The following is a 12,427-nucleotide window of genomic DNA, read 5'->3' as shown; positions in this document are numbered from 1 at the left end:
TCGCGGCGGCGTCGCGATGGGCCGGTGGACGGGCGGCGACGCGCGTCGCGGCGGGTTGCGCTGCGACAATCGGACGCTCGGATGCGTAACGGCTTGTTCGCTCAGAGGTTCGGACGCTCGGACGCGAACGCGTTCGCGGCGCGCATGCGTGGCGTGCGAAGCGGCGCGCCGAAGCGGCCGCGCACCTTTCGCGGCCGTCGCGCGCGCAAACGCCCGCGCGCCGGGCTCCCCGCCGCTCGTGCGCCGTGCGCCGCCTCCGCCATGCCGGTTGCACGTTCGTCGGTCGCGGCGGCGGCCGCGTTCGCGTCACGCGCGCTCGGACGGGTCGGTCTTGCGCCGAGCGGCGCCGCGCACGTCGGGGGACAGTTGCGCGAAGATCCACGCGGACGCGGCGGTGATGATGCCGACGCAGATGAACGTTGCGTGAAACGCGGGCAGCGAGTGCGTCGGCGTGACGCTTCGCATCATGCCGGTGAATGTCGCGAGGAGCGCGCCCGCGACCGTCACGCCGAGACTCATCGACAGCATCTGCACGAGCGAGAACAGGCTGTTGCCGCTGCTCGCGCCGCCCGTGCCGAGATCCTTCAGCGTGAGCGTGTTCATCGCGGTGAACTGCATCGAGTTGAAGCCGCCGAACAGGGCGAGCTGCGCGATCTTGAGCCAGGCCGGCATCGCGTCGCTCATCAGCGCGAAGCTCGCCATCATCAGCCCGACCATGATCGTGTTCGCGAGCAGCACTTTGCGATAGCCGTGCCGCGTGATGAGCACCGTGATGATCCGCTTCGAGAACATCCCCGCGGCCGCGACGGGCAGCATCATCAGGCCCGCTTCGAACGCGCCGTAGCCGAGGCTCACCTGCAGCAGCAGCGGAATCAGATACGGCATCGCGCCGCTGCCGATGCGCGCGAACAGGTTGCCGAGCAGGCCGACGCTGAACGTGTGGATCTTGAAGAGCTCGAGCGAGAAGATCGGCTGCGGCGCGCGCACCGCGTAGAGGCCATACGCGACGAAGCACGCGAGGCTCAGGATCAGCAGCACGAGCACCATCGCGTGCTGCATGCCGAGGTCGGCGAGGCCGTCGAGCGACATCGAGATCGCGATCATCCCGATCGTCAGCAGCAGATAGCCTTTCAGGTCGAAGCGGCCCGCGGCCGGATTGCGCGCGTCGGGCATCGAGTAGAACGTCGCGATGCAGCCCGCGATGCCGACCGGCACGTTGATGAGGAAGATCCAGTGCCACGATGCGATCTTCACGAGCCAGCCGCCGAGCGTCGGCCCGATCAGCGGGCCGATCAGGCCCGGAATCGCGACGAACGACAGTGCGGGCAAATAGCGCTCGGCGGGAAACGTGCGCAGCACGGCGAGCCGTCCGACGGGCAGCAGCATCGCGCCGCCGATGCCCTGGATCACGCGGAACGCGACGAGGAGCGGCAGCGTGCGCGCGTTCGCGCACAGGAGCGAGCCGAGCGTGAAGATCAGGATCGCGCTGAAGAACACGCGGCGCGTGCCGAGCGTATCGGCGAGCCAGCCGGATACCGGGATCATCACGGCCATCGTCAGCGAGTACGCGATCACGACCGACTGCATCCGCAGCGGCGATTCGCCGAGGCTCGCCGCCATCGACGGCAGCGCGGTGTTGACGATCGTCGCGTCGAGGGTCTGCATGAAGAAGCCGGTGGCGACGAGCCACAGCATCACGGTCAGCGATTTTTCGCTCGGGGAGACGGCGGGCGGGGCTTGGAACATGAAAGCGAGGCGCGGCGGGCGCGTTCGGGGCGGGCAGCCGACATTGTAGGGAAAGCCGGCGATGCGTGCAGTAACGGGGGCGGTGCGCGAGATCGCCGCGCCCGCGGCCTTGCACGAAGACGGCCGCGGGCGCGGCGAAGGGCAGCAGCGCGAGCGCGCGCTCGAGCGGCGGGCGATCGCGCCATGGATCGATCGCGCCGTGCCAGCGCGCCGCGTCGAACGACGGCGCGGCGAAGGGCGCCGCCTGCACGCGCGCGAGCGGGCAGTCCCACAGCAGCGCGGCGGCCTCCTCGAGCGTCGCCGTCGTCGCGAGCGCGATCGCATCGCGGCCGCGATAGTTGAGCGCGCCGTCCGCGATCTGCGTGATCCGCGATTCGAGAACGGGCACGCCCCAGTCGAGCGTGCGCTCGGCGACGTTGCCCGCGCGCTTAGCGTCCGCGCGGCGGCGCGCGAGCAGGCGAACCTCGTTCGCGCCGTAATAGCGGCGCTTGCTCGCGCCGTCGGCGCGCGAGCGCAGCAGGCCGCGGCTCACATATATGCGTAGAGGGTCGTCACGCTGACGCCGAGCAGTCGCGCGGCTTCGATCGCGCTCAAGCGGGGCATGCCGGCAGTTCTTCGTGTCGAAGAGCGCACGTTCGGGCGCGGCGCGCGCCAGCGCTCGCGTGGCGGCCGCGCGCCGCGCATGGATGCGCGCATTCGGGATTGAATGCGCGTGCACGCAATTCTAGACTCGTTTGCATGCACACCACGACGAGGCCGCTGCGATGAATCCCCGGCGCGCATTGACGCATCTGTGGCATCTCGCGGACGGCGATCCGGCCGCGCTCGAACGCGTGGATCTCGACGGCGACGATCCGTGCCTGCCGTCGGCGCATCGAATCGGCGCGCTCGCGGCGGCGTCGATCGCGGCGGCGGGGCTTGCCGCCGCCGAATGCGATCGCTTGCGAACGGGGCGCGCACAGCGGGTTCGCGTGTCGGTGCGGCATGCGCTCGCGGCGTTTCGCAGCGAACGGTATCTGCGCGTCGACGGCCGCGCGCCGCCCGAGCCGAGGCATCCCGTCACCGGTTTCTACGAGACGCGCGACGCGCGCTGGATTCAACTGCACGCGAATTTCCCGCATCACCTGCAAGGCGTGCTCGACGTGCTCGGCTGCGGCGGCGAACGCGCGCAGGTCGCGGCCGCGATTCGCGGTTGGGACGGCGACGCGCTCGATGCCGCGCTCGCCGACGCAGGGTGGTGCGCGGCGCTGATACGGTCTCCCGAAGAATGGCGCGCGCACGAGCAGGCGCGGGCGCTCGCGTGTGAGCCGCTCTTCGAGATCGAACGCACGGGCGACGCGCCGCCGCGGCCGATCGGCGCGGGCGCGGCCGGGCAGCCGCTTTCCGGCGTGCGCGCGCTCGATCTGACGCGAATCATCGCGGGGCCGGTCGCGGGGCGCACGCTCGCCGCGCACGGCGCGCAGACGCTCGTTGTCACCGGCCCGCATCTGCCGAACATTCCCGCGTTCGCGATCGACAACGGTCGCGGCAAGCGCGCGGCGTTCGTGGATCTGCGCGACGCGGCGGGCTGCGCGACGCTCGATGCGCTCGCGTCGCAAGCGGACGTGTTCGTGCAGTCGTACCGGCCCGGCGCGCTCGATGCGCGCGGCTTCGGCGCGCGCGATCTCGCGAGGCGGCATCCGGGCATCGTCTGCGTATCGGTGTGCGCATACGGCTACGGCGGCCCGTGGGCGTCGCGTCGCGGCTTCGACAGTCTCGTGCAGTCGGCGAGCGGCATCGCGTGGGTCGAGCGGCAAGCGGCGGGCGGGCGCGTGCCGAGGCCATTGCCGTGTCAGGCGCTCGATCACGCGACCGGCTATCTCGCCGCGTTCGGCGCGATGACGGCGCTCGCGCGTCGCGCGCGCGAGGGCGGCAGCTGGCACGTGCGCGTGTCGCTCGCGCAGACGGGGCGATGGCTGCAATCGTTCGGCATCGTCGAGGGCGGCGAGCGCATGCGCGACACGACGCTCGACGACGTTCAGGACTGCCTCGACGACGCGCTCGCGTCGCCGTTCGGCGCGGTGTGCGGGGTGCGGCACGCGGAGACGCTGTCGGCGACGCCGCCGCGCTTTTCGCGCGGGCCCGTGCCGCCCGGCAGCGACGCGCCGCGCTGGCTGCCGTGACGCGTGCTTGCGGCGCGCGGCCTACTTGCGCAGCTCGACGACGAAATCGTAATAATCGTTTCGACAGTAAGTGTCGGTGAGCTCGATTGCGCGCTGATCGTGCGTGAAGCCGATCCGCGTGATGAGAAGGAGCGCGTCGTGCGGCGCGATGCCCATCTGCCGCGCGATCTCGTCGGTCGCGTTGACCGCGCGAAAGTGCTGCAGCGCGCGCACGATCGGCGTGCCGCGCTGTTCGAGATAGCTGTACAGCGAATCGCCGATCGCCTGCGGGTCGGGGACGATCGTTGCGGGAAACGTCGAGTTCTCGACCGCCATCACGATGCCGTCCGCGAGCCGCAGGCGCTTCAGGCGCGTGACCGACGCGGCGGGCGACAGCCCGAGCTGGATCACCTCGTCGCGGTTCGCGGGCTGGATCTCGCGCGAAAGCCACGTCGAGCTCGGCGTGAAGCCGCGGCGCTTGAGCATCTCGCTGAAGCTCGACAGCCGCGACAGCGGATCTTCGTAGCGCGGCTGGATGAAGTTGCCCGCGCCTTGCGTGCGCCGGATCAGCCCTTGCTCGACGAGGAGCGCGATCGCCTTGCGCGCGGTGATCCGCGACACGCCGAGCGACTCCGCGAGCAATCGCTCCGACGGCAGCGCTTCGCCCGCGGCCCAGCGGTTGTCGTGAATCGCGTCGCCCAGCTTGCGGGCGAGTTGCAGGTAGAGCGGCGTGTCGTTGTCGGGGTCGGGGCGCAGGTCGGACCAGCGGTCTTCCGTCGATGGCTTCATGGAGTGGACGTAGAAAACAGTGCGGCCATTCTAAGACATCGCGTGCCGCGGTTATACCCGGTTTTTGCGCCGAACGCCGTCCGAGGCCGCGCGAGTCGCTACACTGACGAATCACTCGCGGGCCGCGCGCGACGCGCACCGCATCCGAACCTGTGACGAGGAACGATATGGCCAGCATGCTCGACACCGTCGCGTTGCCCGGAGGAGAACGCATACCGAAGCTCGGGCAGGGCACCTGGGAAATGGGCGAGCGGCCCGCGACGCGCGCGGCCGAAATCGCCGCGCTGCGCGAAGGCGTCGAGCTCGGGATGACGCTCATCGACACCGCGGAAATGTACGGCGACGGCGCGACCGAGACGTTCGTCGGCGAAGCACTCGCCGGCGCGCGCGATGCGCTGTTCATCGTGAGCAAGGTCCTGCCGCATCACGCGAGCCGCGCGGGCGTTGTCGCCGCGTGCGACGCGAGCCTGAAGCGCCTGCGCACGGATCGCGTCGATCTGTATCTGCTGCACTGGCGCGGCGCGATTCCGCTCGCCGAGACGATCGCGGGCTTCGAGGCGTTGCGCGACGCGGGCAAGATCCGCCACTGGGGCGTCAGCAATTTCGACGTCGACGACATGGAAGCGCTCGCCGCCGAGGCGGGCGGCGGCGTCTGCGCGACGAATCAGATCCTCTACAACCTCGCGCGCCGAGGCCCCGAGTTCGATCTGCTGCCGTGGCTCGCGCACCGCGAGATGCCGGCGATGGCGTACAGCCCGATCGATCACATGCGCCTTCCGAAGCGCACCGCGCTCGACGACATCGCGCGCGGGCGTGGCGTATCGCCGATGCGCGTCGCGCTCGCGTGGGTGCTTAGGCAACCGAACGTTCTGGCGATTCCGAAGGCAGGCAGCGTCGAGCATGTGCGCGACAATCGCGCGGCGCTCGACCTCGCGCTCGACGAAGAGGAGCTCGCGCGGCTCGACGCGCACTTCAAGCCGCCGCGCGGCAAGCGGCCGCTCGAAATGCTGTAGCCGCGCAGCGCACGTCGCGCAGACGCGATCGATGCGGGCGGGCGGCGGCTCGCGCAGTGCGTGGGCCGCGCGGCGCGCCTGACCGATCGGATCGCCCGCCCGCGGGCGGGTAACGGAAAGCTCGTCCGTTGTTGGACGGGTTTTCGTCTCATGGGCCGCACAGCGCCATGTTCGCCGCCGGGGCATGAGCTGTTTCGACGCGGCAGACATCGAGAACTCGTCGACGACGCATGGGGTGCGGCAGGCGCGACCCAACAGATTCTCTACAACATTGCGCGCGCGCGGATCGGAAATCGACCTGTCGCCGCGGCTCGTGGTGCGTCGGATGTTATCGATGCCGTATCGTCCGATCGACCACGCGCGCCGCGCCTGCCGAAGCGTTCGTTGCTGGACGAGATTGCGTGGGTGCGCCGCGCGCTCATATGGTGCCCGTCCAGCCTGGCGCGTTCGCGGCCACGACGGCGGCAGTGATCGAGCGCGCGCGAGAACCGCGCCGCGCTCGATACCGTATCGTGCGATGACGAATGGCGCGCGGCTCGGCGCGCACCTTCGTCCGCTGCACGGCACGCGCGCTCGCGGCGCTTTGACCTGAGCGCCGCCGCAGGTCAGTGGCCGTTCCCGTGGCCGCCGTTGCCGCCGCCGCCATTGCCATGGCCGCCGCTGCTGCCGCCGTTGCCGCTGCCGCCGGCACTGCTGCCGCCGTTGCCATGGCCGCCGTTGCTGCTGCCATTGCCGTTGCCAACGCCGTTGGCACCACCATTGCCGGCGCCACCACTGCCGTTGCCATTGCCGTTGCTGCCACCGTTGCCATGACCGCCACCGTTGCCGGTGCCGCCGGTGCCGCCGTTGCCGTTGCTGCCGCCGTTGCCGTTACCACCGGCATTGCTGCCACCGTTGCCGTGGCCGCCATTGCCGCCACCGTTACCGGTGCCGCCATTGCCGTTGCTGCCGCCGTTGCCGTGGCCGCCGTTGCTGCCGCCATTGCCGCCACCGTTACCGGTGCCGCCATTGCCGTTGCTGCCGCCGTTGCCGTTACCACCGGCACTGCTGCCACCGTTGCCGTGGCCGCCGTTGCTGCCGCCATTGCCGCCACCGTTACCGGGGCCGCCATTGCCGTTGCTGCCGCCGTTGCCGTTACCACCGGCACTGCTGCCACCGTTGCCATGGCCGCCGTTGCTGCCGCCATTGCCGCCACCGTTACCGGTGCCGCCATTGCCGTTGCTGCCGCCGTTGCCGTTACCACCGGCATTGCTGCCACCGTTACCGGTGCCGCCATTGCCACCATTGCCACCATTGGCGGCACCACCACTGCCATTGCCGTTGCTTCCGCCGTTACCGTGACCACCACCGTTGCCACCGCCACCGCCACCGCCATTGCCTCCGTTGCCGCCGCCGTTGGCACCACCGTTACCGGCACCGCCATTGCCGCCGCTACCTTGACTGCCACCGCTATTTCCGCCGCCGTTGCCGTGACCCCCACCGCTGTCGCCGCCGCTACCGCCGCTGTGTCCACCATGGCCACTGCTCGACGTGCCGCCGCTCGAAGTGCCTCCACCCGAAGTACCGCCACTCGAAGTGCCGCCGCTCGAGGTGCCGCTGCCCGACGTGCCGCCGCTTGAAGTGCCGCCACCCGAAGTACCGCCACTCGAAGTGCCGCTACCCGAAGTGCCGCCGCCCGAAGCACCGCCGTTCGAGGTGCCGCTGCCCGACGTGCCGCCGCTTGAAGTGCCTCCACCCGAAGCGCCGCCACCCGAAGTGCCGCTACCCGAAGCACCGCCGTTCGAGGTGCCGCTGCCCGACGTGCCTCCACCCGAAGTGCCTCCGCCCGAAGTGCCGCCGCCCGAAGCACCGCCGTTCGAAGTGTCTCCACCCGAAGTGCCGCCACCCGCAGCACCACCACCCGACGTACCACCACCCGAATGTCCGCCGCCGGCGTTGCCGATGCCCGATGCGTTGCCCGATGCGTTGCCCGCGGAGTTACCGCTGCCGCGGCCCGTGCCGGTCGTGCCGCCGGAGGTCGAACCTGTCGTCGTGCCGCCCCCGATGCCCGCCGGCCCGACGGCGCCATCCCCGTTGTTTCCATTGCCGCCGCTTCCACGGCCATTGCCCGGGCTGCCGCCGGTTCCGACTCCGTGCTCGCCGTTGCCCCCCGCGTCGTTGGCGAGATGAAGCACGGATTCGCACGCTGCCGGATCGGCGGAACAGGGCGACGCCAGTTCCGCGGGCGGCATCGCGACGTCCGCATTGGCGGACACATCCGGCGCGCCGGCCTGCGTCGCGTTTTGCGCAACCGGCAACGGTGCGGAAAGCGGCGCGTCGTCGCGTGACTGCGCGGCGCTCGGCCCCGCGGGCATGATTTCTTGCGCGAGCGCATACGAGCCGCAGCAGTACGCGAATGCGGCCGCCGCCAGCAAGGTCGCGCGATAGCATCGGCCCGCCGCGCGGTACGGCTGTTTCGTCTTGTGCATCATGGGTCTCCCGAAGCGCGCGGTCCGTGTTGCCGCGCGGTTTTATGCGTGTGTTGCCCGGGGGCCGGAAGATGCGTTGTCGTTTCAGTGGCCGATCTCGTCCGGACTGGTGCGAGACCAGCCGGCCGCGTCGATCGGCACGCGGGCCCGCCGTGCGCGCCCCTCACTGCGATAACCGTGCCATCGGCCGCTCACGCCCATCGAGCAAGGCGTGGGCGCTTCGCGAACGCGGCGCTGAAACATCGGAGAAGCGGTTTTGTTTCCGAAATGAAACGTCGGGAGGAAGGTCCGCGCGTGGACGCGTCGGCCGCGCGCCGCGAGCGGCGGCGCAGGATCGATGCGATCCGGCAGGCCAGGAACAGCGCGGCGATCCCACATCCGATCGCGCCGACCCTCTCGCCGATCGCGTCGAGCGGGTTGCGCTCCGCGCCCGGCGGCGAGAGCGTGTGGGCGAGCAGGGAGGCCGCCTGGATGCCGCCGATCGCGCATGCGCGCGTCGAGGGCACGGCCATTGTGCTCGCGTCGTGAAGATGCTCGCGCTGCGGATCGCCCGTCTCCCGGCCGCGCGCGCGGCTCATCGGCACGTCGTCCGTCGAGCCGATCGGCGTCATTGGGGCCATGAACCGCGCGGGAAACGGCGGAATCCGGAAGAGCGGCAGGTCCTGGCTCGCCGGTGTGGCGTCGATCGCAAGGAGGCGGGTTTGGTTACAGAATTGAAACCGAGCCGGCCGGCACGGCGGCCGGATACCTGTTCCGGCTAGTCGAAACGAACCGGAGCCGCGGGCACGCCAAGCGCGCGAAGAAGCGGGCGAAGAAGCCCGCGGATGCGCATGCGTGCCGGCCGAGTCCGCAGCGTCCGGCGCGCGGCGGGGTTATGCCGCCGCGCGATTCTGCGGGATCGCGCGGTTCAGGCCTGCCAGCCCGAGCGGGAACGTTACGGATATCGTGCGCGGTGCGCTTGCGCCGCCTATATCGCAAAACGTGTTGAAAGGTGTCGAAGCGGTCACGCAGCGCGACCGCGGTCAGCGCCGCGCCGAGCGTGGCGGGGAGACGACGCCTCGTCGCGAGGCGGGCGGCGTGAACGCTCCGCCGTGGCCTCGTCGATGCCCGGGCGGCGCGTGCCGAAAAAAAAGCCCGTCCGTTTCCGGACGGGCTTTCGTTTCATGGGCCGCGCGGCGCGATGCCGCCGCCGCACGGCCTCGCATGCCGGCCGCTCAGCCGCGGCGGACCTGCTTCGCGTTGATGACCGCTTCCGACACGTTCGCCGGCGTCTCCGCGTAGTGCTTGAACTCCATCGTGTAGGTCGCGCGGCCCTGCGTGGCGGAGCGCAGCGACGTCGAGTAGCCGAACATCTCGGCGAGCGGCACCTCGGCGCGCACGAGCTTGCCGCCGCCGCCCGCGATGTCCTCCATGCCCTGCACGATGCCGCGCCGGCTCGACAGGTCGCCCATCACGTTGCCCATGAAGTCCTCGGGCGTCTCCACCTCGACGGCCATCATCGGCTCGAGCAGCACCGGCTTCGCGCGGCGCATCGCTTCCTTGAACGCCATCGAGCCGGCCATGCGGAACGCGTTTTCGTTCGAGTCGACGTCGTGGTACGAGCCGAACGTCAGGTGCACCTTCACGTCGACGACCGGATAGCCCGCGAGCACGCCGCTCTTCAGCGTCTCCTCGATGCCCTTGTTGACCGCCGGAATGAACTCGCGCGGAATCACGCCGCCCTTGATCTCGTCGAGGAATTCATAGCCCTTGCCGGGGTTCGGCTCGAGCTTGATCACCGCGTGACCGTACTGGCCGCGGCCGCCCGACTGCTTGACGAACTTGCCCTCGACATCCTCGGCGACGGTGCGCACCGTCTCGCGATACGCGACCTGCGGCTTGCCGACCGTGGCTTCCACGCCGAACTCGCGCTTCATCCGGTCGACGATGATTTCGAGATGCAGCTCGCCCATCCCGGAGATGATCGTCTGGCCGGATTCCTCGTCGGTCTGCACGCGGAACGACGGGTCTTCCTGCGCGAGGCGATTGAGCGCGAGGCCCATCTTTTCCTGGTCGGCCTTGGTCTTCGGCTCGACCGCCTGCGAGATCACCGGCTCGGGGAACTCCATCTTCTCGAGGATGATCGGCTTGCCCGGATCGCACAGCGTGTCGCCGGTCGTCGCTTCCTTCAGGCCGACCGCCGCCGCGATGTCGCCCGCGCGCACTTCCTTGATTTCCTTGCGCTCGTTCGCGTGCATCTGCAGGATTCGGCCGAGCCGTTCCTTCTTGTCCTTCGTCGGGTTCAGCACCGTGTCGCCCGATTCGACGACGCCCGAGTACACGCGAAAGAAGATCAACTGGCCGACGAACGGATCAGTCATGATCTTGAACGCGAGCGCGGAGAACGGCTCGTCGTCGCTCGGATGACGCTCCGCTTCGTGGTCGTCGAGATCGTGGCCGAGGATCGCGGGCACGTCGGCGGGCGACGGCAGATAGTCGATCACCGCGTCGAGCATCGCCTGCACGCCCTTGTTCTTGAACGCGCTGCCGCAGAGCATCGGCACGATCTCGTTGGCGATCGTGCGCTGGCGCAGCGCGGCCTTGATTTCTTCCTCGGTCAGCGAATTGTGGTCGGTCAGGTATTTCTCGAGCAGTTCCTCGCTGGCCTCGGCCGCGGCCTCGACCATCTTCTCGCGCCATTCGTGCGCGAGCTCGACGAGGTTCGCCGGGATGTCCTCGTACGTGAACTTGACGCCCTGGCTTTCGTCGTCCCAGACGATCGCCTTCATCTTCACGAGATCGACGACGCCCTGGAAATGCTCTTCCGCGCCGATCGGAATCTGGATCGGCACGGCGACGCCTTTCAGGCGCTCGCCGATCTGCCGCTGCACGCGGAAGAAGTCCGCGCCGACGCGGTCCATCTTGTTGACGAACGCGATGCGCGGCACCTTGTACTTGTTCGCCTGGCGCCAGACGGTTTCGGACTGCGGCTGCACGCCGCCCACCGAGTCGTAGACCATGCACGCGCCGTCGAGCACGCGCATCGAGCGCTCGACTTCGATCGTGAAGTCGACGTGGCCCGGCGTGTCGATGATGTTGATCCGATGCTCGGGATAATTGCCGGCCATGCCTTTCCAGAACGCCGTCGTCGCCGCGGACGTGATCGTGATGCCGCGCTCCTGCTCCTGCTCCATCCAGTCCATCGTGGCCGCCCCGTCGTGAACCTCGCCGATCTTGTGGCTCACGCCGGTATAGAAGAGGATGCGCTCGGTCGTCGTGGTTTTGCCGGCGTCGATGTGAGCGCTGATACCGATGTTGCGATAGCGCTCGATGGGGGTTTTGCGGGGCACGTGAACCTCCTGATGGTTCTGGACGGAAACGGCCCGGCCGGTGCGGCCGGCGCCGTCGCTCTTGCGAGACTTAAAGCATAGCGCTTGCTCGGGGCTTTTGCAGATGCGGGCGATGCATCGGCAATCAAGTCCCGCGCGTCGGCGAACGCTCGAGCGCCTCGTCCGTGCACGAAAACGGCGCGCGCGAAAAAGCCGGCGCGCGGCCGGCTTTCTGTCGTGGCACGGGCGGAGGCGGGCGGCGCGCGTCGCCCGCGTCGGGCGTCACTGCGGCTGCGGCAGCCCGTCGATCTTCATCCCCTGCTTGATGCCCTTCGCGGCGAACCAGCCGCGGCTCATCTCCAGCGCGTAGACGCCGTTGTTGCGCGGGCAATGGTTGTCGGTCGTCTCGGCCTTCATCTCGTCGATGTCGGTGATCGTGCCGTCCGCGCGGATGAACGCGATCGACAGCGGGATCAGCGTGTTCTTCATCCAGAAGCAATGCACGGCGTTCTCGTTGAACACGAACAGCATCCCTTCGTTCGGCGCGAGCTGCGAGCGGTACATGAGGCCCTGCTCGCGATCGGCGTCGTTCGCCGCCACGGCCGCGTCGATCACGTACATGCCGGCGCGCAGCTTCACGCGCGGGAATTCGCTCGGCTGCTTCGCGCCGGGCGGCAACTGCGCGGTCTGCGCGGCCGCGGCGTGCATGCCGCCCGCGGCGAGCGCGAGCGCGATCGGGAAGGCGGCGGCTCGCACGAATCGGGCGAGCGAAGAGCGCGGGGAAAATCGCACGGCTTGGGCTCCTATCGGGAATTCGAGACCCGCATGGTACGCGAAGCGCGGCGTCGCGCGCAGATCGCGTGCACGGTGCGAGGCGGGGGAACGGAGACAAAAAGAAAAAGGCAGATCGCCTCGCGGGGATCTGCCTTGCAACGCCGTAAGAACGGCAACGACTTGTTCTT

8 protein-coding genes and 1 pseudogene are annotated in these 12,427 nt (G+C 69.4%); 3 read left to right on the top strand and 6 right to left on the bottom strand.

Annotated elements, in window-relative coordinates; translation table 11 throughout:
* Window positions 1-306: 306 nt before the first annotated feature.
* Together mdtD and WS91_RS31840 are read right to left on the bottom strand one after the other, a co-directional pair.
* Window positions 307-1,746, bottom strand: a complete 1,440-nt coding sequence (mdtD, locus tag WS91_RS02515; protein WP_038752059.1) for a multidrug transporter subunit MdtD — start codon at window positions 1,744-1,746, stop codon at window positions 307-309.
* Between the two features lie 120 nt (window positions 1,747-1,866).
* Window positions 1,867-2,349: pseudogene (locus WS91_RS31840) on the bottom strand (MerR family DNA-binding transcriptional regulator); the annotation flags it as partial.
* 161 nt (window positions 2,350-2,510) lie between these two features.
* Here WS91_RS31840 and WS91_RS02505 point away from each other — a divergent pair.
* A complete protein-coding gene (locus WS91_RS02505; protein WP_059669690.1) occupies window positions 2,511-3,908 on the top strand; it encodes a CoA transferase in 1,398 nt (465 codons plus the stop codon).
* A gap of 21 nt (window positions 3,909-3,929) precedes the next feature.
* Here WS91_RS02505 and WS91_RS02500 read toward each other — a convergent pair whose 3' ends face one another.
* Complete coding sequence (locus WS91_RS02500) at window positions 3,930-4,676, bottom strand: GntR family transcriptional regulator (RefSeq protein WP_038752055.1); 747 nt, start codon at window positions 4,674-4,676, stop codon at window positions 3,930-3,932.
* A gap of 167 nt (window positions 4,677-4,843) precedes the next feature.
* Between WS91_RS02500 and WS91_RS02495 the strand changes: the two genes are divergently transcribed.
* Window positions 4,844-5,689: an aldo/keto reductase gene (locus WS91_RS02495; RefSeq protein WP_059669674.1), complete on the top strand. Its 846-nt coding sequence runs from the start codon at window positions 4,844-4,846 to the stop codon at window positions 5,687-5,689.
* 605 nt (window positions 5,690-6,294) lie between these two features.
* Here WS91_RS02495 and WS91_RS31835 read toward each other — a convergent pair.
* The gene (locus WS91_RS31835) at window positions 6,295-8,157 is read right to left on the bottom strand and encodes a hypothetical protein (RefSeq protein ID WP_082758064.1); all 1,863 of its coding nucleotides are present in this window, start codon (window positions 8,155-8,157) and stop codon (window positions 6,295-6,297) included.
* A gap of 294 nt (window positions 8,158-8,451) precedes the next feature.
* Here WS91_RS31835 and WS91_RS37115 point away from each other — a divergent pair, with 294 nt between their 5' ends.
* Window positions 8,452-8,685: a hypothetical protein gene (locus WS91_RS37115; protein ID WP_060822074.1), complete on the top strand. Its 234-nt coding sequence runs from the start codon at window positions 8,452-8,454 to the stop codon at window positions 8,683-8,685.
* 686 nt (window positions 8,686-9,371) lie between these two features.
* Here the strand turns inward: WS91_RS37115 and fusA are convergent.
* Together fusA and WS91_RS02470 are read right to left on the bottom strand one after the other, a co-directional pair.
* On the bottom strand, window positions 9,372-11,486 hold the full coding sequence (gene fusA / locus WS91_RS02475; protein ID WP_059581496.1) for an elongation factor G: 2,115 nt from the start codon (window positions 11,484-11,486) through the stop codon (window positions 9,372-9,374).
* A 261-nt stretch (window positions 11,487-11,747) separates the two neighbouring features.
* Window positions 11,748-12,257, bottom strand: a complete 510-nt coding sequence (locus tag WS91_RS02470; RefSeq protein ID WP_038745294.1) for a DUF192 domain-containing protein — start codon at window positions 12,255-12,257, stop codon at window positions 11,748-11,750.
* Window positions 12,258-12,427 lie beyond the last annotated feature (170 nt).

The organism is Burkholderia sp. MSMB1498, from assembly GCF_001526245.1.
Lineage (GTDB): Bacteria > Pseudomonadota > Gammaproteobacteria > Burkholderiales > Burkholderiaceae > Burkholderia > Burkholderia savannae.
This window is presented reverse-complemented; position numbering and strand designations above follow the sequence as displayed.